This is a genomic window from Pseudomonas brassicacearum subsp. neoaurantiaca (assembly GCF_013608025.1).
In the GTDB taxonomy this organism is placed as follows: domain Bacteria; phylum Pseudomonadota; class Gammaproteobacteria; order Pseudomonadales; family Pseudomonadaceae; genus Aquipseudomonas.
This window is the reverse complement of the sequence record NZ_VDLV01000008.1, coordinates 251,296-274,316: the sequence shown is the minus strand read 5'-3', so window position 1 is coordinate 274,316 and position 23,021 is coordinate 251,296. Positions and strand designations below refer to the sequence as shown.

Genomic DNA, 23,021 nt, shown 5'->3' with positions numbered 1-23,021 from the left:
GAGCAGGCTCGCTCCCACATTGCTTATCCCTGTGGGAGCGAGCCTGCTCGCGAAAGCGGTCTTAACGGCTCAGATACATCCGCGTCGTCAGTAAATACACCGGCAACCCCGACACCACAATCAACAGCGCCGCATAAGGCGCTGCCGCCGCGAATTCCACGTTCGACGTGTGCGCCCAAACCGCTGTCGCCAACGTATTGAGTCCAGTCGGGCTCAGCAACAGCGTGGCGGTCAGTTCTTTCATCGCGTCCAGGAACACCAGGGCAAACGCCGCGCCCAGCGCCGGGAAGATGATTGGCAGGGTTACCCGGCAAAACGCGCTGAATGACGATGCTCCCAATGTGCGCGCCGCTTCTTCCAGCTGCGGCGCGGCCTTGTTCAGCGCGGTACGCACCGGGGCCTGGGCCAGCGGCAGGAACAGCAGCGCATAGGCGATCAGTAGCAGGCAGGAAGTCTGGTACAGCGCCGGCACGTAGTGCAGGGCGAAGTACACCAGGCTCAGGGCGATCACCAATCCGGGCAGCGCATGCAGCAGGTAGGGCAAGCGTTCGGCCCATATCGCCAGTTGGCCCTTGTGACGCACCACCAGCAGCCCGACCGGCACGGCCAGCATGAGGCAGAGCGCGGCGCCGCCCAGCGAAAGTGCCAGGGACGACAATAACGCTTCGCCAATTTCGCTCGCAGGGAACGCGGCGGACGTGCCCGCTGCCAGCCAATACGCCAACATGCCCAGCGGAATACCGCTGCCGATGACCGCCAGGGCCAGGCAATACAGTTGCCCAAGAAGCATCCATGGGCCGAGCCGTACCTGTCCGGCCTGGCGCGCCGCGCCTTGGCCGGTGCGTACGTGGCGGCCCTTGCCGCGTGCTCGCAGTTCCAGCCATAACAGCGCCAGGCACAGCACCAGCAACACCGCTGACAGCATGGCGGCATTGGCATTGCTGAACTCCAGCTCGAACTGTTGATAGATGGCTGTGGTGAAAGTCTGCAGGCCGATGATCGACAGCGCGCCGAACTCAACCAGCATGTGCAGGGCAATCAGCAGGGAGCCGGCCAGCAGCGAAGGCCAGAGCAAGGGCAGGGTGACGCGAAAAAACACGCCCCAGCGGTTGTGGCCCAAGGTGCGGGCGGACTCTTCAAGGGACGGATCGAGGTTGCGCAGCGTTGCGGCCACGGGAAGAAAGATCAGCGGATACTTGGACAGCGTCATCACCAGGATCGCCCCGCCCAGTCCCTCGAACTGCGCGCTGAGTGATACCCAGGTAAAGCTGCTGACAAATGCAGGTACCGCGAATGGCAGGCACAGGATAACGCCCCAGACGCGCCGCCCCGGCAGATTGCTACGCTCCAGCAGCCAGGCCAGTGACAGACCGATGAGGCCGCAGGCCAGCGTTACGCCGGTCATCAGCATCAATGTGTTGCGCAGCAAGCCGAATACATAAGGCCGCCACAACAAATGCAATGCTTCTGTCCAGCCAGCCTGCCATGCCTTTGTAACGACGTAGAGCAATGGCAGCAGGCTCAGCAGTACGAGCAGCATCACGGGCAGCAGCAACCCGATCGACGGGCGCTTGCGCCGGGGAACGTAGACCCCGGCGGGAGAGGCGGTCAGCGAGGGTGCCATCAGTTCAGGCCGACTTCGCGTTCCAGTTCCAATGCCTCTTCGGCATTGCCGAGGTCGGCCGGGGTGACTTTTGGTGGCTCCAATTCATTGAATGGCTTGAGGCCGCGATCCGAGGTCATGCCCTTGTGCAGCGGGTACTCGGCGGACGTCTGGGTAATCACCCGCTGGCCTTCTTCACTGGCCATGTAGGCGAGCAACTGTTGGGCTTCCTTGGGGTGTTTGCTGGATTTGAGCGCGGCAGCGCTGGAGACGGTGACTAGGCCGCCGGCATCGCCACCGGTGAAGTAATGCAGTTTGGAATCGAGCTGACCCTTTTCTCGCTGCAAAGCGAACCAGTAGTAGTTGTTTACCAGGACCGTCGCTACTTCGCCGTTCTCTACAGCCTTGAGGGCGACCATGTTGTTGCTGTAGACCTTGCCGAAGGCGCGCAGTCCCGTGAGCCATTCTTCAGCGGCTTCCTTGCCGTGCAATTTGATGATCGCGACCGCTTGCTCCTGGAACGCGCCGCTGGTCGGTACGAAGCCGACCTTGCCTTGCCATTGCGGCTGGGCGAAATCGAGTACGGTTTTCGGCAGGTCTTTTTCATCGACCAGCTTGGGGTTGTAGGCGACCACGCGAACGCGAGCAGTCACCCCCATCCAGGTGCCGTTATTGGCGACGTAGTCTTTGGGAAGCACGTTGAGGGTTGTATCGTCGATCTTCGCCAGCAGGCCTTGTTCGCCGAGTTTGTTCAGCGGCGGCGACTCTTCGGTGTAGATCACGTCGGCGGGGGAGCGATCGCCTTCTTCGACGACTTGGCTGGCGAGCTGGTTGCTGCTGCCCTTGCGCACGTTGACATGAATGCCGGTCTTGGCTTCGAAGGCCTTGGCGAGTTCGTCGCCGACTTCTTTGTGTTGGCCGTTATAGAGGGTCAGCTCCACCTTGTCGGCGGCTTGGGTGAGGGGCGTTGCGAGGGTCAGGCCGAGCAGGGTGAAGGTCAGGGCGCGGCGCAGGGTAGATCGAAACATCATTCGCGGGGTTCCTCACTGTCGTGTAGCAAAAACTTGTAACAATGATAAACGATATTGTTTCTCATGTGCGTCCGCGTGTCTGGCGCTTGTGGTCAAGGGATTTTCGAATCCCAGAAACGCAAAAACCCGCTTTCGCGGGTTTTTGTGAGGTTCAAGGCGTATAACCTTGAAGCTTGAATTGGTGCCCAGAAGAAGACTCGAACTTCCACGACCTTGCGGTCACCAGCACCTGAAGCTGGCGTGTCTACCAATTTCACCATCTGGGCAGCATCTTCAGCGTTGCCGCTGTCGATGGGGCGCACTATACGGAGCGCGTTTTAATCTGTAAACCCCTGTTTTTGTTTTAGTAATTGCTGAAACGCATTTGCAGGGGGGCGAAAATGCAAAAACCCGCTTTCGCGGGTTTTTGGAAGCTGGCAGATTGTAGATCTGCTGCTCGAAATTGGTGCCCAGAAGAAGACTCGAACTTCCACGACCTTGCGGTCACCAGCACCTGAAGCTGGCGTGTCTACCAATTTCACCATCTGGGCAATATCGACAACGTGTCTACGTCGTCGATGGCGCGCACTATACGGAGCGTGTTTTTAACTGTAAACCCCTGGGCGCAAAAAAAACGCTAAATTTCACGAGCGGTGCAATCAGGGGCTTCAAAGGCGTGTCGAAAGACTTTAGAAAAGGCATCTGATGCTTGAAATTTCCCGTTTCATTACGCCTATGCCAAACTAACCCGCATATAGACAAGGTGAAAACTCTCTAATGGCCGATTGGCAGTCCCTCGATCCCGAGGCCGCTCGTGAAGCGGAAAAATATGAAAACCCTATCCCTAGCCGCGAACTGATCCTGGCGCATCTCGCCGATCGGGGTTCGCCTGCTAGCCGTGAGCAGTTGGTCGAAGAGTTCGGCTTGACCACCGAGGACCAGCTCGAAGCCCTGCGCCGCCGCCTGCGTGCCATGGAGCGCGATGCTCAACTCATTTACACCCGGCGCGGCACCTATGCTCCGGTCGATAAGCTCGACCTGATCCTGGGCCGTATCGCCGGCCACCGTGACGGCTTCGGTTTCCTGATTCCGGACGACGGCAGCGACGATCTGTTCATGAGCCCGGCGCAAATGCGCCTGGTGTTCGACGGCGACCGTGCGCTGGCCCGGGTTTCCGGCCTGGACCGACGCGGACGCCGTGAAGGCGTGATCGTCGAAGTGGTATCCCGTGCCCACGAGACCATCGTGGGACGTTATTTCGAGGAAGGCGGCATCGGTTTCGTTGTGCCGGATAACCCGAAGGTCCAGCAGGAAGTGCTGATTACCCCGGGCCGTAATGGCGCAGCGAAGGTGGGGCAGTTCGTCGAGGTGAAAATCACCCACTGGCCAACAGCGCGCTTCCAGCCACAGGGCGATATCGTTGAAGTGGTCGGCAACTACATGGCGCCGGGCATGGAGATCGACGTTGCGCTGCGCACCTACGACATTCCTCACGTCTGGCCCGAGGCTGTGCTCAAGGAAGCCGCCAAGCTCAAGCCGGAAGTTGAAGAGAAAGATAAAGAAAAACGCATCGACCTGCGCCATCTGCCGTTCGTCACCATTGACGGCGAAGATGCCCGCGATTTCGACGATGCGGTCTACTGCGAAGCCAAGCCCGGGAAGCTGCGGCTGTTCTCCGGCGGCTGGAAGTTATTCGTCGCGATTGCCGACGTATCCAGCTACGTGAAGATCGGTTCGGCCCTGGATAACGAAGCCCAGGTACGCGGCAACTCCGTATATTTCCCTGAGCGCGTCATCCCGATGCTGCCGGAGCAGCTGTCCAACGGCCTGTGCTCGCTGAACCCGAAAGTCGACCGTTTGGCCATGGTGTGCGAGATGACCATCTCCAAAACCGGCGAAATGACCGACTACCAGTTCTATGAAGCGGTGATCCACTCCCAGGCGCGCCTGACCTACAACAAGGTCAGCACCATCCTGGAAACACCGAAGACCAGTGAAGCCAAGGCCCTGCGTACCGAATACGCTGGCGTGGTGCCGCACCTCAAGCAACTGTACTCGCTGTACAAGGTGCTGTTGGGGGCCCGTCACGTGCGTGGTGCGATCGATTTCGAAACCCAGGAAACCCGGATTGTCTTCGGTTCCGAGCGCAAGATCGCCGCAATCACCCCGACCACCCGTAACGATGCGCACAAGCTGATCGAGGAGTGCATGTTGGCGGCCAACGTGGCCACCGCTGAATTCCTCAAGAAGCACGAGATTCCGGCGTTGTATCGCGTGCACGATGGCCCGCCGCCGGAGCGTCTGGAAAAACTGCGAGCCTTCCTCGGTGAGCTCGGCCTTTCCCTGCACAAAGGCAAGGACGGCCCGACGCCGAAGGACTACCAGGCACTGCTGGCCAGCATCAAGGACCGTCCGGATTACCATGTGATCCAGACCGTGATGCTGCGCTCCCTGAGCCAGGCGGTATACAGCGCCGACAACCAGGGCCACTTTGGTCTGAATTACGAGGCGTACACTCACTTCACTTCGCCGATCCGCCGTTACCCGGACCTGCTCACGCACCGCGCGATCCGCAGCGTGATCCATTCCAAGCAGAACACCCCGCACGTCAAGCGCGCCGGTGCGATGACCATTCCGAAGGCGCGGATCTATCCGTACGACGAAGCGGCCCTGGAACAGTTGGGCGAGCAGTGCTCCATGAGCGAGCGCCGTGCCGACGAAGCCACCCGCGACGTAGTGAACTGGCTCAAGTGCGAGTTCATGAAAGACCGCGTGGGCGAATCGTTCCCTGGCGTGATCACAGCAGTGACCGGCTTTGGCTTGTTTGTCGAATTGACCGACATCTACGTCGAGGGCTTGGTGCACGTCACTGCCTTGCCGGGTGATTACTATCACTTCGACCCGGTGCACCACCGCCTGGCGGGCGAGCGTACCGGTCGCAGCTTCCGTCTGGGCGACACCGTGGAAGTGCAGGTCATGCGCGTCGACCTCGATGAACGCAAGATCGACTTCGCAATGTCCGACAAGCCCGCCGAAGCCCCGACTGGCCGTAAAAAGCGTGGCGGCGAGACCGCAGCGCCTGCATCCAGAGGCAAAGGTAAAGGTGCTCCTGCAAAAACCGCAGAGCCTGAACCAGCCAAGGCCGGTCGCCGTTCGTCCGTCAAGGACAAGGCTCCCGAAGCCTACCGCCCTAGCGACGCAGCGGCGAAAAACGCTGAACTGCGCAAGAGCCGCGAGCTGAAACAGCAGTTGCTCAATGAAGCCAAGAGCGGTGGCAAAGCGGCGTCAGGGGGAAAGCCCCACGGGTCGGAAAAACCGTCGAGCAAGCCAAGTAAACACCGTAAAGGCCCGCCGAAAGCGGGCTCGGCCCCTGCCAAGAGTGGCGGGGCGCGTAAACCCAAGGCCAAGTCATGAGTCAGTTGGAAAAAATCTACGGCGTGCATGCCGTGGAAGCGTTGCTGCGTCATCACCCCAAACGGGTCAAGCAGATCTGGCTGGCGGAAGGGCGTAGCGATCCGCGCGTCCAGACCCTGGTTGAGCTGGCCGGCGAAAACCGCGTTGCGGTCGGCCAGGCCGAGCGGCGCGAGATGGATGCCTGGGTCGAAGGCGTGCACCAGGGTGTGGTGGCCGAGGTCAGCCCGAGCCAGGTCTGGGGCGAAGCGATGCTCGACGAGCTCTTGGATCGCACTGAAGGCGCGCCGTTGTTGCTGGTGCTGGATGGCGTGACCGATCCTCACAACCTGGGCGCTTGTCTGCGTTCGGCGGATGCCGCCGGTGCATTGGCGGTGATCGTGCCCAAGGACAAGTCAGCGACATTGACGCCGGTTGTGCGCAAAGTCGCCTGTGGCGCGGCGGAAGTCATTCCGCTGGTAGCGGTGACTAACCTGGCGCGCACCCTGGAGAAACTCCAGCAGCGCGGCTTGTGGGTTGTGGGCACGGCGGGCGAGGCTGAGGTCAGCATTTATGACCAGGACCTGACCGGTCCGACCATCCTGATCATGGGTGCCGAAGGCAAGGGCATGCGTCGCCTGACTCGCGAGCATTGCGATTACCTGGTCAAGCTGCCGATGGCCGGCAGTGTCAGCAGCCTCAACGTTTCGGTCGCCACTGGTGTGTGCCTGTTCGAGGCGCTGCGCCAGCGTGGTGCCAAGGCTGCCGCCAAAAAGCCCTGATGTTGCAGTAATCCCTTGTGGGGGCGAGCTTGCTCGCGATGGCGGTGTATCAGTGACAGCAATGTCGACTGGCGCGCCGCTATCGCGAGCAAGCTCGCTCCCACATTGGTTTGCGTGTAACTGAAATCGGTGGCTGTTCAAATAATCACCAATTGCCTTGCGCCGCCCTCGACCCTTCTCTACAATTGCGCCCCTTGCTGTGATGGCAGGCACTTATGTGTCTAGCGTCCTCAAGTCCATAAGTGTCATTCACTCCTTGTCTGACCGTTTTTGAGCGGCAGGCTACAACCCGTAAGGAGCATTCATGCGTCATTACGAAATCATCTTTTTGGTCCACCCGGATCAAAGCGAGCAAGTCGGCGGCATGGTTGAGCGTTACACCAAGCTGATCGAAGAAGACGGCGGCAAAATCCACCGTCTGGAAGATTGGGGCCGTCGTCAACTGGCCTACGCAATCAACAATGTTCACAAGGCTCACTACGTGATGCTGAACGTTGAGTGCACTGGCAAGGCCCTGGCCGAGCTGGAAGACAACTTCCGCTACAACGATGCAGTGATCCGTAACCTGGTCATCCGTCGCGAAGAAGCCGTTACTGGCCAATCCGAGATGCTCAAGGCTGAAGAAAACCGCAGTGAGCGCCGTGAGCGTCGCGACCGTCCTGAGCACTCTGACAGCGCCGATGGCGATGACAGCGATAGCGACAGCGACAACAGCGATAACGCTGACGAGTAATCCACGGACCTTTTAAGGAGCCAATCACATGGCACGTTTCTTCCGTCGTCGTAAATTCTGCCGCTTCACCGCTGAAGACGTGAAAGAGATCGATTACAAAGATCTCAACACCCTGAAAGCCTACGTATCCGAGACCGGCAAAATCGTTCCAAGCCGCATCACCGGTACCAAAGCTCGTTATCAGCGTCAGCTGGCCACCGCTATCAAGCGCGCCCGCTTCCTGGCCCTGCTGGCCTACACCGACAGCCACGGCCGCTGAGACCGGGCAGTCGACAAGTAGTAAGGGATTGAATGCATGCGCGCCTTAGCTGACTTCATCATGCGGGGACGTGTGCAGGCCACTCTGGTAGTGGCCGGATGTGCGGCATTGCCGTTGTTGTATTGGTTGGGTGCTGCCGCGGTGGGTCTTGTACTCCTGCGGCGCGGATTGAGGGACGCCTTGGGCGTTCTTGCTCTGGGACTGCTGCCGGCCTTGGCCTGGTGGTTGTATGCCGCTGACCCGCGTGCCGTCATGGTGCTGCTGGGGACTTCGGCGCTGGCGTTGGTGTTGCGCGCCAGCGAATCCTGGAACCGCGTGCTGCTGGTCAGCATAGCGACAGGCGTGGTGTTTTCAGTGGTGCTCGGGGTGGCTTTCGAACCCCAGATCGAGATGCTGTCGCAGGCTTTGATAAAAATCCTGCCCGAGGCGCTCGGTGATCTCTACCAACAGATGTCGGTAGAAGAGCAGGCGCGTTTCGCGTCCCTGATCGCCCCCGTCCTGACCGGACTGATTGCGGCCTTGTTGCAGATCGTCAGTGTGCTGAGCCTGGTTATCGGGCGCTACTGGCAGGCGTTGTTGTACAACCCGGGTGGTTTTGGTCGCGAGTTTCGCGCCATCCGCTTCCCGCTTGGGCTAGCGATGTTGCTGTTGGCGGGCATGCTTCTGGGGCCGAACTTCGGTCCGCAGATGGCGATGCTCACGCCGTTGTGCAGTGTACCGCTGGTCTTTGCCGCGCTGGCCCTGATTCACGGGCTGGTGGCGCAAAAGCGGCTGGCCAGGTTCTGGCTGGTGGGGTTGTACGTCACGTTGTTGCTGTTCATGCAGCTGATCTATCCGTTGCTGGTGGTCCTGGCCATCGTCGACAGCCTGATTGATTTTCGCGGTCGTATGGCGCCGAAAGACGCCGACAGCGCGAACGGTGAAGGTTAAAAGTTAGAGGATTTTCACATGCAACTGATCCTTCTGGAAAAAATCGCCAACCTGGGCAACCTGGGCGACAAAGTAAACGTTAAGGCCGGCTACGGTCGTAACTACCTGCTGCCTTTCGGCAAAGCCACCGCTGCGACCGCTGCCAACCTGGCTGCGTTCGAAGAGCGTCGCGCTGAGCTGGAAAAAGCCGCCGCAGACCGTAAGGCATCGGCTGAAAGCCGTGCTGCCCAACTGGCCGAGCTGGAAGTGACCATCACTGCCACCGCTGGCGACGAAGGCAAGCTGTTCGGTTCGATCGGTACCCACGACATCGCTGACGCACTGACCGCCTCCGGCGTTGAAGTGGCGAAAAGCGAAGTTCGTCTGCCGAACGGCACCATCCGCAACGTAGGCGAATTCGACGTAGCCGTGCACCTGCACGCCGAAGTTGAAGCCACCGTACGCGTTGTCGTGGTAGCAGCCTAAGCAACACCTGTCGGTTGGCACCCCCGGGTGCTTGCCGGTAACATCGGGCACGATCCTGTCTACAGGTCGTGCCCTTTGTCTTTCTGCAATTCCTGATTTTCATAACCAGACGTGGCCATGAACGAAATCACCGCCCCCGAGCAATACGATCTGCAAACCGCTGCCCTGAAGGTGCCCCCACATTCCATCGAGGCCGAACAGGCTGTACTCGGCGGGCTGATGCTGGACAACAACGCCTGGGAACGTGTGCTCGATCAAGTCTCCGATGGCGATTTCTACCGGCATGACCATCGTCTGATTTTCCGTGCGATCGCCCGTCTGGCCGATCAGAACATGCCGATCGACGTCGTGACCCTGGCCGAGCAATTGGACAAGGAAGGGCAGACGTCCCAGGTCGGCGGCCTCGGTTACTTGGGTGAACTGGCAAAAAACACGCCGTCGGTCGCCAACATCAAGGCTTATGCGCAGATCGTGCGCGAGCGGGCGACCTTGCGCCAGTTGATCGGCATCAGCACCGAGATCGCCGACAGCGCATTCAACCCGGAAGGTCGCACCGCCGCCGAGATCCTCGACGAAGCCGAGCGGCAGATCTTCCAGATCGCCGAGGCGCGGCCGAAGACCGGCGGCCCGGTGAGCGTCAACGACCTGCTGACCAAGGCCATCGACCGCATCGACACCTTGTTCAACACCGACAACGCCATTACCGGCCTGTCCACCGGCTATACCGACCTCGACGAGAAGACCAGCGGCCTGCAACCGTCCGACCTGATCATCGTCGCCGGCCGTCCATCCATGGGTAAGACCACCTTTGCGATGAACCTGGTGGAAAACGCCGTCCTGCGCAGCGACAAGGCAGTCCTGGTGTACTCCCTCGAGATGCCAGGCGAATCGCTGATCATGCGTATGTTGTCGTCCCTGGGGCGTATTGACCAGACCAAGGTCCGTTCCGGCCAACTGGAAGACGACGACTGGCCGCGCCTCACCTCGGCGGTCAACCTGCTCAATGATCGCAAGTTGTTCATCGACGATACGGCGGGCATCAGCCCATCGGAAATGCGCGCCCGGACCCGGCGCCTGGTGCGCGAGCACGGTGACATCGCGCTGATCATGATCGACTACCTGCAGTTGATGCAGATCCCCGGTTCCAGCGGTGACAACCGGACCAACGAGATTTCCGAGATATCCCGTTCCCTCAAGGCCCTGGCCAAGGAATTCAACTGCCCCGTCGTGGCCTTGTCCCAGTTGAACCGCTCCCTGGAACAGCGCCCCAACAAGCGTCCGGTGAACTCCGACTTGCGGGAATCCGGAGCGATCGAGCAGGACGCCGACGTGATCATGTTCGTCTACCGGGACGAGGTGTATCACCCGGAGACCGAGCACAAGGGCATCGCCGAAATCATCATCGGCAAGCAGCGGAACGGCCCGATCGGCTTTATCCGCCTGGCGTTCATCGGCAAATACACGCGTTTCGAAAACCTGGCGCCGGGTAGCTACAATTTTGATGACGACGAATAATCGGTTCAGGCACTGCTCTTGAGCGGGAGGCCAAACAATACCTTGACCGCCTCATCGTCATATTGATAGTTCCAGCGCAACTCGGTATTTGCCGGGATATCCTCGGTGGTAAAGAACGCCGTTAGTTTCATGCACTCCTGTGGTTGGCTGCCTTTTTGAACATCGACGTTGAAATAGGCCGCTTCAACGTTATAGCCTGCGGCTGCTTGGCGCGCAGGGGCGCCCTCTTCATATTCAACAATGGTATTCATCCGAGAAAGGATGTTGTCTCCCGAAAGCACCACATCGCTTCTGACCGGGGGAGGCGATGCCGCGTTAGTTGAGCTGGGCAGTTCTATAGGTGTGATATCGATCAGGTAAGGATCCTGACGACGCCCGGCAACACCGACAGGGAGCAACTCTCCACCATAAACACCAATTATTTCGCCTTTTCCTAGCGGTCGCTTATTGACCACGGCCAACTGGCCGATCAGAACGTTCTCCTCCGGGAACTTCTGGTGCGCCGCGGTGAAGGGGACGACTTCAAGTTTTTCCTCATACAAACTCGCGACTTGTTCATAGCCTTCCCATTTGATGTAAGGCAGGACCAGGTCCTTGCTGAATGTCCTATGGGAGATGGGCGAGATACCCAGGTTTTGTATACGCCTGATTCGCATGGGTAAGCCGTCCGTATCCCTGATCGGATACCGGCCATTGTTTGCGCGGAGATAGATTCGCCGATAATTCTGGCTGTATTGGTAAGACTTCTCGGCGCGCATGTGGAGCAGTTCTTCTGCCGTATACGGCGCAGGCTGGAGGTTGTCATCCGCTGTTTCGTAGCCGGTGGAGGATTCGGCCGATTCGAACTCATCATTGGATTCGCCGTCGGTGAAAGTTGGGAGCGGAGAAGGCATGCCTCCAAGGAGTTTTCCGTTGGTTTCGTCGAGGCTCCAGCCACCGGCGCCGTCTTTTCGGATATAGGGCCTGTAGGCTCTGAAGGGACTGCGGGCATCGATCAGTTGTATGCCAAGGCTATCCGTCTTGACCTGGAAATATTGGCCTTTGTCCCTGATGTAATGGCGGTAGAACCCGTCAGGAAAAGGTTTCGACTGATACAAGCCATCACTGCGCAATGTCAGTCCGGAAGGCGGGTCAGGTAGTGCGAAAAGCGGATCCAGGGGCTGTGCATCCATGGCTGGCGCCAGTACACCTGAGGTCTTGGCTCGAACCGCCAATGGCCGTGTTGCCATCAATCTCAAGTCTGTCTGACGGATGGCCTCTTTGAAGGTGGTTGCATTTGACTGACTTAAAACAGCGCTGCGTTCTGCATTCGAAAGGGTATGCTCAAGCGCACTGAATAGATCCGTGGGCCCATGAAGCAATTTGCCCGTGGCGTCATGGGGCGTGTACAAGCCACCCTGTCGGGTCAGCAAGTAATGGGTCTCGGCGAACTCGCTGCCGTTGCTGCCGAGCAGCGAACCATTGATGTTCTGGCCGCGTATCTCTATCCGCCGTGAGGCTGGCCAGCCAGGCAGTTGGTCCAGGGTGTCCAGGATCGGCGATAGCCCTTCATCGTTGCTCACCGAGTTCAAATGGATGTTTTCGCGCGCTCGGTTGATTCGCATATGTTCTATATAGCGGCTGGCCTCCCAGCGTTGCGCGGAAGTCAGGCTTTTTTCCCGTGCTATCCGTACACGTTGTTCCGGGCTGAGAACGGCGGCCATTTCCTCCAGATGGCTTCTCGATAGCTCGGGCATGACGCGGTGGATGTCTTGCTGGATCGGGTCTTCGGCTTTTTCGCCAAGTTCGGAGAGCCAAGTAAACAGCAGTTGTCTATTTTCCCGGACCTGGTTGGGCAGCGTCATTGCCAGGTTTTCAACCTTGGTATAACCGTCAACGTAAGGCGTCGGCAGAAGTGTGTTGAACTCCAGTTGTGGCATTTGCTCCTCCAGGGCATGCAGCAGCTCTCCTTTCCTGAATCGTGTCTCCGATACCCGGATTTCGCCGGGCCCTGTCCCGCGGGTGAACAGGACGCTTTGATGTTCATCAACGATCGACAATTTGCTGTGCCCTGGCCATTTTGGCAGGGAACACACCGAGTAGAGCTGAAGGAAGGGGCTGTGCAAGGTGATGCTGGCGCCTTGTGCATGCTCGGTTGAAAAATCGTTGATCTCCTGCTCAAGATTGAAACGTTTGACTGTCTCGCGCAGCAGGGGTGGGGGACGAACCAGATCCTGGTGAATCTGGCGCAGGGACATATTGTCGATTCCGCCAAGCAACAGAATGGATTCGACCGCGGCAGGCTTGATGTTGGCGGCCTCGGGTCCCAATCGTTTGAGCAGCTTGAGGTCATCCCAGTCGTTCGGAGTCTCCTGCAGGAGTCGCCAACCGCCCACGTTGTTACTCAGCAAAGGGGGGCTATAGGCTTTCGGGTCGGTTGGGTGGAGCAGTTGCCAATGCTGATTTTGCGGGTCGCGTTGTATCGCGTGCACGCCGTCATCGAGCTTCAGGTAATGCCGCTCGCCATGTTGATAGATGCCCTGGGCGTTGGCGGGAAGGCCTTTGGGTAATGCCATGGGGTGGCGGTAGGCTGCGAGGCTCGGCTGCCAGAGGCGCCAGCCCTTGTTGCGTACTTGGACTTTCACCAGATTGGCGGTGAAGCCAGCGCCCCTGATGGCCCCTGAAGTCGCCACCGCCAGAGCAGCGTTATCCACGATGTCCAGCAAGTCATTCAGGGCCTGATCGCTGTCACCCCGACTCCAGGCGGCGAAACCGTCGTAAACGGTTTCGGTCAGTTGAGCAGCGCTGACCACCAGCAGTACTTCTCCAATAACCGGAACGAACGAGGCTGCAAAGAACAGCGCTGATTTACCCAGGTCGGCATAGTACTGAAGACGATTCTGCCGACTCAGGATATCGACATCGGCGGTAGGAATCGCGACGACGCGCGCATCGTTGCGGATCTGGGTGATCCGTTGCGCCGCCATGGCATGGAACATATTCCCCTGGATCGGCGCTAGTGCAACGGGTTCGTTCAGGCTGGCGCGCACCGATTGCGTGCGCAGGTCAGCGGGGAGCCAGTAAACCTGGGCAGGTAACACCTTCAAAATTGTACCCCTGTGCTGCAGGGGGATCAGGCGATTGAAAAAGGCCAGATAGCCAGGTGTGCTCAAGCGCTCGGCCAGGCTGTGGTGCAAGTCGCGCATGGACCAGTAGCTACGAAACGGCAAAATCGGGTCTTGGGGCGTATAGAGGATGATCTGCTTGTTGGCACGTTTTTGCTGGATCACCAGAACATTGGGAAGCACCACCTGTTTGATGGTCAGATGGCTGCATGACAGCTCGGGGTGGGTGGAGTCGCGTTGCAAGCTACGCAACTGCAGATAGATATCAGGTTCCAGTTCGCCGCGAATGTGGGCAAGGAGCAGGTCGGCCCCGAAGCAATTGCGCTCATGCCGACGGAATGCATCAAGCACCTGTGCGGCGGTGCGTGTGGCGCCTGTTTGGGGCGTCGGCTCAAGCACCTCATTGATGTGCTTGAGGTACTGGCTACCTGCATCCAATTGACGGCAGGCGGCAGCAAATCGGCTCGGTGGAACAGCAGTCAGGATTCTTCCTGTCTCGGCGAGGTTATAGAGACCGGTACCTTCTTCCATTCCCCCGGCCACCGTTTCCGAAGCTTCGAAATTCTGTAGGGCCGCTTCCAGCAACGTTTGTTCAGTGGTTTTGTCGTGGGTCTTGACCAGGCCCAGCAGGTGACTGTTTTTCCACTCACGTACGAGGAGAGCGTTCTCGTCATTGAGTAATCCGAAAAAGTTTTTTCGAATTGCGTCGCGTACCAGAGGCCGAGCAAAGGCTTCGGGGCTTTTCAGTTCGTCCAGGATTTCCTTGATGTCATGTCTGGATTGATTGCTGCTGATCAGATGTTGGCGTAACTCTGTGAGCATTGCTGGCGATGCGTTTTTGATCCAGGACGGCAGTTGTGTCTTGATGAACGCTTCATGCGGATGAACGGATGGCCGCGAGGGGGGCGTTTCGTGCGGCTGGGAGCTACTTTTATTCATTGGAAAGACCTTGGTGTGGCGTGGTTGGTCTATCCAAACTACCTCGCTGATCGTTTCGACAAGCGGTAACTATGTAGTGCCTGCGGGACTTGGAAACGGAGTAATGAGGTCTACCCGGGCAGGTCGAGGCAAAAGCCGACCGCTATCGTCGGAATTGGTTGTTTTTTGTGCTATATTCCGCGCCCGCGATTTTTCATCCTTTATACCGGTCATCGACATGCAAGCAGCCAAGCCGTTATTTGACTATCCCAAGTACTGGGCCGAATGTTTCGGCCCGGCGCCATTCCTGCCGATGAGCAGGGAGGAGATGGATCAGCTCGGCTGGGATTCGTGCGACATCATCATCGTCACCGGTGATGCCTACGTCGATCATCCGTCGTTCGGCATGGCGATCATTGGCCGGTTGCTGGAAGCCCAGGGCTTTCGCGTCGGGATCATTGCCCAGCCGAACTGGCAGTCCAAAGACGACTTCATGAAGCTCGGCGAGCCCAACCTGTTTTTCGGTGTCGCGGCCGGCAACATGGACTCGATGATCAACCGCTACACCGCCGACAAGAAAATCCGCTCCGACGATGCCTACACCCCAGGTGGTCTGGCGGGCAAGCGGCCGGACCGTGCGAGCCTGGTCTACAGCCAGCGCTGCAAGGAAGCCTACAAGCACGTGCCGATCGTGCTCGGCGGCATCGAAGCGTCCCTGCGCCGCATCGCCCACTACGATTACTGGCAGGACCGGGTGCGTAACTCGATCCTGATCGACGCTTGCGCCGACATCCTGCTCTACGGCAACGCCGAGCGAGCGATCGTCGAAGTCGCCCAGCGCCTGTCCTATGGCCACAAGATCGAAGACATCACCGACGTCCGCGGCACCGCGTTCATCCGCCGCGACACGCCGCAAGGCTGGTACGAAGTCGACTCCACGCGCATCGACCGTCCGGGCAAGATCGACAAGATCATCAACCCGTACGTCAACACCCAGGACACCGCTGCTTGCGCCATCGAGCAGGAAAAGGGCCCGGTTGAAGACCCGAGCGAAGCCAAGGTCGTGCAGATCCTGGCAAGTCCGAAAATGACCCGCGACAAAACCGTGATCCGGCTGCCGTCGGTGGAAAAAGTCCGTGGCGACGCGGTGCTCTACGCCCACGCGAACCGCGTGCTGCACCTGGAAACCAACCCGGGTAACGCCCGTGCGCTGGTGCAGAAGCACGGCGAAGTCGATGTCTGGTTCAACCCGCCGCCCATTCCTATGACCACTGAAGAAATGGACTACGTGTTTGGCATGCCTTACGCACGTGTTCCGCATCCGGCGTATGGCAAGGAGAAGATCCCGGCCTACGAGATGATCCGTTTCTCGGTGAACATCATGCGTGGCTGCTTCGGTGGCTGCACCTTCTGCTCGATCACCGAGCACGAAGGTCGGATCATCCAGAACCGTTCCGAAGAGTCGATCATCCGCGAGATCGAAGAGATCCGCGACAAGGTTCCGGGCTTTACCGGGGTGATTTCCGACCTCGGCGGGCCAACCGCGAACATGTACCGCATCGCCTGCAAGAGCCCGGAAATCGAATCCGCGTGCCGCAAGCCGTCGTGCGTGTTCCCCGGCATTTGCCCAAACCTGAACACCGACCATTCTTCGCTGATCCAGCTGTACCGCAGCGCCCGGGCATTACCTGGGGTGAAGAAGATCCTGATCGCCTCCGGCCTGCGTTACGACCTGGCGGTCGAGTCGCCGGAGTACGTCAAGGAACTGGTCACCCACCATGTCGGCGGTTACCTGAAGATCGCCCCGGAGCACACCGAGGAAGGTCCGCTCAACCAGATGATGAAGCCGGGCATCGGCAGCTATGACAAGTTCAAGCGCATGTTCGAGAAGTACACCAAGGAAGCGGGGAAAGAGCAGTACCTGATTCCGTACTTCATCGCGGCCCACCCGGGCACCACCGACGAAGACATGATGAACCTGGCGCTGTGGCTCAAGGGCAACGGTTTCCGCGCCGACCAGGTGCAGGCGTTCTATCCGTCGCCGATGGCCACGGCCACCGCCATGTACCACTCGGGCAAGAACCCGTTGCGCAAAGTCACCTATAAGAGCGACGCGGTGACCATCGTCAAGAGCGAAGAGCAGCGCCGCCTGCACAAGGCGTTCCTGCGTTATCACGACCCGAAAGGCTGGCCGATGCTGCGCGAAGCGCTGACCCGCATGGGCCGCGCCGACCTGATCGGGCCGGGCAAGCACCAGTTGATTCCGTTGCACCAGCCGGCCACCGACAGCTACCAGAGCGCCCGTCGCAAGAACTCGACGCCGGCTGGCAGCCATAAAGTGGGCAAGGAAACCACCAAGATCCTGACCCAGCACACCGGCCTGCCGCCGCGCGCCAGTGATGGCGGCAACGCGTGGGACAAGCGCGAGCAAGCCAAGGCTGCCGCGTTCGCCCGCAACCAGAAGGCCGCCAAGGAGCGCAAGGACGCGGCCAAGGGCAAGGGACCGAAGCCGGCGCGCAAGCCTGTCGTACCGCGCTGATCATCCCCGCCACCTCGCAAAACGCCAGCCTAAGTGCTGGCGTTTTGCTTTCTAGCGGGCGTGCTGGCCGTTTGTTATCGTGGCGCCCGCCAACGGCGTGACGGCGGATGCATAGCTTTTGTGGCGAGGGGATTTATCCCCGTTGGGCTGCGAAGCAGCCCCAAGAGGCCTAACGCAATCAGCCTGCCCCCACCGAGGCGACAGGTTTTAGGGGCTGCTGCGCAGCCCAGCGGGGATAAATCCCCTCGCCACAATGTTCAGTGTGGATAACGACTCACCCTTCGATTCTCAAGGACGATTCAATGAGCACTCCGTTACCCGGCATCGGTATGGACAACAGCCTCTCCCAACTGATGGCCCGTCGCCGCATCGAAAGCCAAATCAACCTGCCACGGCTGTTCGCCGCCATTGATGCCGATCCAAGCATCGTCGGCGCGGGAGTGGTGTATATCGATGCTGAATTCAATGTAGTAACGCTGCGTGAGTTCAAGCCGATTTGCAGCATCAAGCCGAAGCGAATCATCTTGCGCGAGGCGCAGAAATATATCGCACCGGAGCAATTTGCCCAGCAGGTACAGAGCAATCCACGTGAGTCGCGTCTAGTCATCGAGGCGGTGAACACGACACTTTCTTGCGCGGGAGCGGTAATCAGCTGGGTCGTGATTGCCAGTGGAACCATCCTCGTCCCTTTCAGTGCGGGAGCCAGTGGTGTGATGGTGGCAATAGCCTGGACAGCTGCGGGAGCGAGCAGCCTCCAGTGCGTCAATGGACTTGTTCGCACCAGCCTCGAAATTGCCAGCCCGCAGACGAATGACTGGCTGGACAGCGAGGCATGGTACCAAAACGCCTCGATAGGCTTGGATGCCGCTTCGTTGGTCGGCGTGGGGGCCTCCGCTTTGACGACAATTAAAATGGTCAGGGTTGCCAAGGCTTCGACCGGTAAAACGCTGCGTGAAGTTCTGCGGGGTTTGAACCGACAGGAGCGGGCTAAGCTGACCAAGGAATTGTTGAGTATCAATGATCCTCGTTTGACAGCAAAAATGCTCAAGTTGAAGCAACTTGCCGGTGAGTTGCCCAAGCGCTTCACGGCCGCCGAGCTCAAGCACGGCACTATCACCCAAATCAAGGATTCGCTGGGCGCAGCTATCGGGCTGAGCGGGAGCGCCCTATCAGGCAACGTCAAGACTATCGCTATTGGCCTATACGAAGAGCTTGATGAATGAACGACGAGCTTACACTTCGAGGCTTCTTCCAAAGGCATTTTCTTGGATTCATTGCCGGTATCTTCGCGGCTTACATTTCAATTGCCTTGGCTATTTCACTCGCTTTCATAACCTATTTTCGAGCATTGCCTTTAGCTGAAAGCGGCGTTTACATCATGCTGGGGGGCGCAGCAGTTACGCTGCTGGTGGCGCACGGTAACCTGATGGTCCTTTGGGGGCGACCCCGCTGGGTGTGGTTGTTGGTTGGGGTATTCGTCTCCTGCCTGGGATTTGTCCTTCCGATGGCTGGTTATGCCCCTCATCGGGGCCTCTACGCAATGGCGGTATTATTTCCGGTGCTTGGCCTACTGCTGCTGCAAAGCCAAAGGCAACGGGATATGCGTAACAAACTTGTCGCTATCCGCGCAAAGCGGGAGGCTCTGCGTGGCCCTCGATCATGACTGCGTAACGCTGCAAGCATTTCGCCTCGTCAGGGTGTGCGCTGTCGTTGATGGCTTCCAGGAGATTGGGCCGTGATCGGAGGTGAATCCCTGAAGCATTTCCTTGCCCATTATTTTCCGGTGTTCATGGGGACAATTTTCCTGGGATGCTTTTCCGGGTCTGCGCTGCTGGTTTTGTCCGCAGCACTTATTGGCGTGCCTTGGAGCCTTCCGTCAGAAGCAACTATGTTGGACTCGGCACTTTGGCTCTGGTGAGTGTCCTGGTCCTGGGCAATCTCATGATCGCACGCGGACGCGCCTGGGCGATCTGGTGGGTGGTGGGTTATTTCCTCGCCTGTCTGGCGGCGGTGCTGCCGACGTTTGCTTATGGGCCGCATCAAGGTGTGTATGTGTTTGCGGTGCTGTTGCCGCTACTGGGACTGCTGCTGCTCAACAGCAAACGCCACCGCGAAATGCGCAGCAAGCTCATCGAAATCCGCCACCAACGCGAACGCATCCTCCAGTCCGCCAAGGCCTCGCGCCCGCGCCGCTGAGTCGATTCGCTACCGCCCCGCGCCGCATTTATGTGCGGCCTTTGCAGATCAATACAGGCATCGCGCGGTTTTAGTGCTCTACTGCCCTGAGTAGACGTTGAAAGTGTCCGGCCTGCCTGAATGGCATAAGTCTTGCGCCGCTTTCGATAACGCCCAGGCCCCGCAGGAGGCACGCCGTGTCGATTCATGTCGCTTTGCACCATGTCACACACTATCGCTACGAGCGCGCTGTCGAACTCGGTCCACAGATCGTTCGCCTGCGCCCGGCGGCCCATAGCCGCACGCGTATCCTTTCGTACTCGTTGAAAGTCTCGCCCGAACAGCATTTCATCAATTGGCAACAAGACCCCCAGGGCAATTACCTGGCGCGGCTGGTGTTTCCGGAAAAGACCGATGAGCTGCGGGTCGAGGTCGATCTGGTCGCCGAGATGGCGGTGTTCAATCCGTTCGATTTTTTCCTTGAGCCTTACGCCGAGAAGATCCCGTTCACCTATGCGGCTGACGAAAAACACGAGCTGATGCCCTACCTGGAAAAGCTCCCGCTGACGCCCAAGTTCAAGGCTTACCTGGACGGCATCGACCGCACGCCGCTGCCAGCGGTGGATTTTCTGGTGGCGCTCAACCAGCGCCTGAGCGAAGACATCAACTACCTGATCCGCATGGAGCCCGGCGTGCAGACGCCGGAGCATACGTTGGAACATGCGTCCGGTTCATGCCGCGACTCGGCCTGGCTGCTGGTGCAACTGTTGCGTCATCTGGGCCTGGCAGCGCGTTTTGTCTCGGGTTACTTGATCCAGTTGACCGCCGACGTGAAAAGCCTCGATGGCCCGTCCGGTACGGAAGTGGATTTCACCGACCTGCATGCCTGGTGCGAGGTCTACCTGCCTGGCGCCGGCTGGATCGGCCTCGACGCTACGTCCGGATTGTTCGCGGGCGAAGGGCATATTCCCTTGGCGTGTAGTCCTGATCCGTCCTCGGCGGCACCGATCAGTGGTCTGGTGGAGCCGTGCGAATGTCAGTTCAGTCACGAAATGTCCGTGGAGCGGATCTGGGAAGCGCCTCGGGTCACCAAGCCCTACACCGAAGAACAATGGTTGGCGATCCAGGCGTTGGGCCGCAAGATCGATGGCGACCTGCAGAAAGGCGACGTGCGCCTGACCATGGGCGGTGAGCCGACTTTCGTTTCCATCGATGACCCGGACGGCGCCGAGTGGAACACGGCGGCGCTTGGGCCAGACAAACGTCGCCTTTCCGCCGAGCTGTTCCAGCGCATGCGCGAGCATTACGCGCCGCAGGGGCTGGTGCATTTCGGCCAGGGCAAGTGGTATCCCGGCGAGCAATTGCCGCGCTGGTCGCTCAACTGCTATTGGCGGCGTGACGGGGTGCCGATCTGGCATGACAGCGCATTGATTGCCGACGAGCAGAAAGACTACGGCGCCGATGGCGAGTTGGCGGGCCGCTTCCTGGCGAGTGTCGCGGAACGCCTGAAAATTCCCACGCGATTCGTCTTCCCTGCCTACGAAGACAACTTCCATTACCTCTGGCGCGAAGGCACGTTGCCTTCGAACGTGACGGCCGAAGATCCCCGGCTGGAAGACCCGTTGGAGCGGGCGCGTTTGCGCAAGGTCTTCAGCCAGGGTCTGGATAAAGTGATCGGCCAGGTCCTGCCGTTGGCCCGGACCGCCAAGGGCGACCAATGGCAAAGCGGGCGCTGGTACTTGCGCGAGGATCATTGCCGGCTGGTGCCGGGGGATTCGCCCTTGGGCTATCGCTTGCCACTGGCGTCCCAGCCGTGGGTGACGGCGGCCGAATATCCGTTCATCCATCCCACCGACCCCAACCAGGATTTGCCCGAGTTACCTGGGACCGAGCAGTTGAACCGTCACGGCGAGCCGGCACTGGAACAGGAGCGCGTGCCGAAGATCGACGAATCGGCCGATTGGCTGACCCGCACCGCCTTCTGCGCCGAGGCCAGGGAAGGGCGGCTGTACCTGTTCATGCCGCCGCTGGAGCGGGTCGAGGATTACCTGGAGTTGGTCAGCGCGATCGAGGCGACTGCTGAAGAACTGAGCTGCCCTGTCTTGTTGGAGGGCTACGAGCCGCCGAGCGACCCGCGCCTGAGCAATTTCCGCATCACGCCGGACCCGGGTGTCATCGAGGTCAACGTGCAGCCTTCGGCGAGCTGGGATGAGTTGGTCGAGCGCACCGAATTTCTTTACGAGCAAGCGCGACTTAACCGACTGACCACTGAGAAATTTCTGATCGATGGCCGGCACACCGGTACCGGTGGCGGTAACCATTTCGTACTGGGTGGCGCGACACCGGCTGATTCACCGTTCCTGCGACGTCCGGACTTGCTGCGCAGCCTGATCAGCTACTGGCATAACCACCCGTCGTTGTCCTACCTGTTTTCCGGGTTGTTCATCGGCCCGACATCCCAGGCACCACGTGTGGACGAGGCGCGCAACGACGCGTTGTATGAGCTGGAAATCGCCTTCGCGCAAATGCCCCAGCCTGGCGAGGAATGTCCGCCGTGGTTGGTCGATCGGCTCCTGCGCAACCTGTTGATCGACGTGACCGGCAATACCCACCGCGCCGAGTTCTGCATCGACAAGCTCTATTCGCCGGACGGCGCCACCGGGCGTCTAGGCTTGCTGGAGCTGCGCGCTTTCGAAATGCCGCCCCACGCCCGCATGAGCTTGACTCAGCAGTTGTTGCTGCGAGCGCTGGTGGCGCGGTTCTGGCGTGAGCCCTATGCACCGGCCAGGCTGGCGCGTTGGGGCACCGAGTTGCACGACCGTTTCCTGCTGCCGCATTTCATCGAGCAGGATTTCGCCGAGGTCATCGAGGAACTCAATGCCGCGGGTTATCCGCTGCGCGCCGACTGGTTTGCCGCGCACCTGGAGTTCCGCTTTCCCAAGGTCGGCGATTATGCGGTCAACGGTATCGAGCTGCAGTTGCGCCAGGCGCTGGAGCCTTGGCATGTGCTGGGCGAAGAGGGCTCGGCTGGCGGCACGGTGCGTTATGTGGACTCGTCCCTGGAGCGCTTGCAGATCAAGCTCACGGGGTTGGCACCGCAACGTTATCTGCTGACCTGCAATGGCGTGCCGGTGCCGCTTCAGCCAACCGGTCGCGTAGGCGAGTTCGTCGCCGGGGTGCGTTTCCGCGCCTGGCAACCGTTCAACTGCTTGCAGCCGACCATCCCGGTCCATGCGCCGCTGGTCTTTGACGTACTCGACACCTGGATGCAACGTTCGCTGGGCGGCTGCCAATACCACGTGGCGCATCCCGGCGGCCGTAATTATGACAGCCTGCCGGTGAACGCCAACGAAGCGGAGAGCCGGCGGATGGCGCGATTCTTCCGTATCGGACACACGCCTGGAAAACTGCCGATACCGAGTCTGGCAACGGATGACGAGTTTCCCTTCACGCTCGATCTGCGGCGCTTTCACGGGACATCAAAAAGCTAGCTGGACCTTGTGGCGAGGGGATTTATCCCCGCTGGGCTGCGTAGCAGCCCTGAAGCGGTTAGCTCAATCTTCTTGGCACACCGAGTTGCTTTGGGGGCTGCGGCGCA

Annotated in this window: 14 protein-coding genes, 2 tRNA genes and 1 pseudogene; 12 read left to right on the top strand and 5 right to left on the bottom strand. The window is 59.5% G+C overall.

What is annotated here, in order from left to right; translation table 11 throughout:
* Positions 1-61 precede the first annotated feature (61 nt).
* From FHK92_RS06680 to FHK92_RS06665, 4 genes are all read right to left on the bottom strand, one after another.
* Complete coding sequence (locus tag FHK92_RS06680; RefSeq protein ID WP_181287388.1) at positions 62-1,624, bottom strand: ABC transporter permease; 1,563 nt, start codon at positions 1,622-1,624, stop codon at positions 62-64.
* A complete protein-coding gene (locus FHK92_RS06675) occupies positions 1,624-2,634 on the bottom strand; it encodes an extracellular solute-binding protein (protein ID WP_181287387.1) in 1,011 nt (336 codons plus the stop codon). The genes FHK92_RS06680 and FHK92_RS06675 overlap by 1 nt, the downstream gene beginning before the upstream one ends.
* Before the next feature lie 179 nt (positions 2,635-2,813).
* Positions 2,814-2,900 (bottom strand) — tRNA-Leu (locus tag FHK92_RS06670).
* A 177-nt stretch (positions 2,901-3,077) separates the two neighbouring features.
* A tRNA-Leu gene (locus tag FHK92_RS06665) sits at positions 3,078-3,164 on the bottom strand.
* Between the two features lie 226 nt (positions 3,165-3,390).
* Between FHK92_RS06665 and rnr the strand changes: the two genes are divergently transcribed.
* From rnr to dnaB, 7 genes are all read left to right on the top strand, one after another.
* On the top strand, positions 3,391-6,027 hold the full coding sequence (rnr, locus tag FHK92_RS06660; protein WP_181287386.1) for a ribonuclease R: 2,637 nt from the start codon (positions 3,391-3,393) through the stop codon (positions 6,025-6,027).
* On the top strand, positions 6,024-6,785 hold the full coding sequence (gene rlmB / locus FHK92_RS06655; RefSeq protein WP_030140153.1) for a 23S rRNA (guanosine(2251)-2'-O)-methyltransferase RlmB: 762 nt from the start codon (positions 6,024-6,026) through the stop codon (positions 6,783-6,785). Before rnr ends, rlmB begins: the two co-directional genes overlap by 4 nt.
* A 304-nt stretch (positions 6,786-7,089) precedes the next feature.
* Positions 7,090-7,518: a 30S ribosomal protein S6 gene (gene rpsF / locus FHK92_RS06650; RefSeq protein ID WP_003186395.1), complete on the top strand. Its 429-nt coding sequence runs from the start codon at positions 7,090-7,092 to the stop codon at positions 7,516-7,518.
* Between the two features lie 28 nt (positions 7,519-7,546).
* On the top strand, positions 7,547-7,777 hold the full coding sequence (gene rpsR / locus FHK92_RS06645) for a 30S ribosomal protein S18 (protein WP_002551829.1): 231 nt from the start codon (positions 7,547-7,549) through the stop codon (positions 7,775-7,777).
* 36 nt (positions 7,778-7,813) lie between these two features.
* Entirely contained in the window at positions 7,814-8,707 is an 894-nt protein-coding gene (locus FHK92_RS06640) for a hypothetical protein (RefSeq protein ID WP_181287385.1), read from the top strand.
* Between the two features lie 18 nt (positions 8,708-8,725).
* A complete protein-coding gene (rplI, locus tag FHK92_RS06635) occupies positions 8,726-9,172 on the top strand; it encodes a 50S ribosomal protein L9 (RefSeq protein ID WP_003186385.1) in 447 nt (148 codons plus the stop codon).
* A gap of 117 nt (positions 9,173-9,289) precedes the next feature.
* Entirely contained in the window at positions 9,290-10,687 is a 1,398-nt protein-coding gene (gene dnaB, locus FHK92_RS06630) for a replicative DNA helicase (RefSeq protein ID WP_027911801.1), read from the top strand.
* Between the two features lie 5 nt (positions 10,688-10,692).
* Here the strand turns inward: dnaB and FHK92_RS06625 are convergent, their stop codons facing one another.
* Entirely contained in the window at positions 10,693-14,730 is a 4,038-nt protein-coding gene (locus FHK92_RS06625; protein WP_181287384.1) for a dermonecrotic toxin domain-containing protein, read from the bottom strand.
* A gap of 217 nt (positions 14,731-14,947) precedes the next feature.
* On the opposite strand from FHK92_RS06625, the gene FHK92_RS06620 reads away from it, so the two are divergent.
* The 5 genes and pseudogenes from FHK92_RS06620 to FHK92_RS06600 all read left to right on the top strand — a co-directional run bounded on the left by FHK92_RS06620 (position 14,948) and on the right by FHK92_RS06600 (position 22,914).
* On the top strand, positions 14,948-17,248 hold the full coding sequence (locus tag FHK92_RS06620) for a YgiQ family radical SAM protein (RefSeq protein ID WP_181287383.1): 2,301 nt from the start codon (positions 14,948-14,950) through the stop codon (positions 17,246-17,248).
* Between the two features lie 302 nt (positions 17,249-17,550).
* Positions 17,551-18,471 carry an NAD synthetase gene (locus FHK92_RS06615; protein WP_181287382.1) on the top strand — a complete coding sequence of 307 codons (921 nt, stop codon included), beginning with the start codon at positions 17,551-17,553 and terminating at the stop codon, positions 18,469-18,471.
* Positions 18,468-18,911 (top strand): hypothetical protein, encoded by a 444-nt coding sequence (locus tag FHK92_RS06610; protein WP_181287381.1) that lies wholly within the window; start codon positions 18,468-18,470, stop codon positions 18,909-18,911. Before FHK92_RS06615 ends, FHK92_RS06610 begins: the two co-directional genes overlap by 4 nt.
* A 72-nt stretch (positions 18,912-18,983) precedes the next feature.
* Positions 18,984-19,444 (top strand): annotated as a pseudogene (locus FHK92_RS06605) (hypothetical protein).
* Positions 19,445-19,620: 176 nt separating this feature from the next.
* On the top strand, positions 19,621-22,914 hold the full coding sequence (locus tag FHK92_RS06600; protein ID WP_181287380.1) for a transglutaminase family protein: 3,294 nt from the start codon (positions 19,621-19,623) through the stop codon (positions 22,912-22,914).
* Positions 22,915-23,021 lie beyond the last annotated feature (107 nt).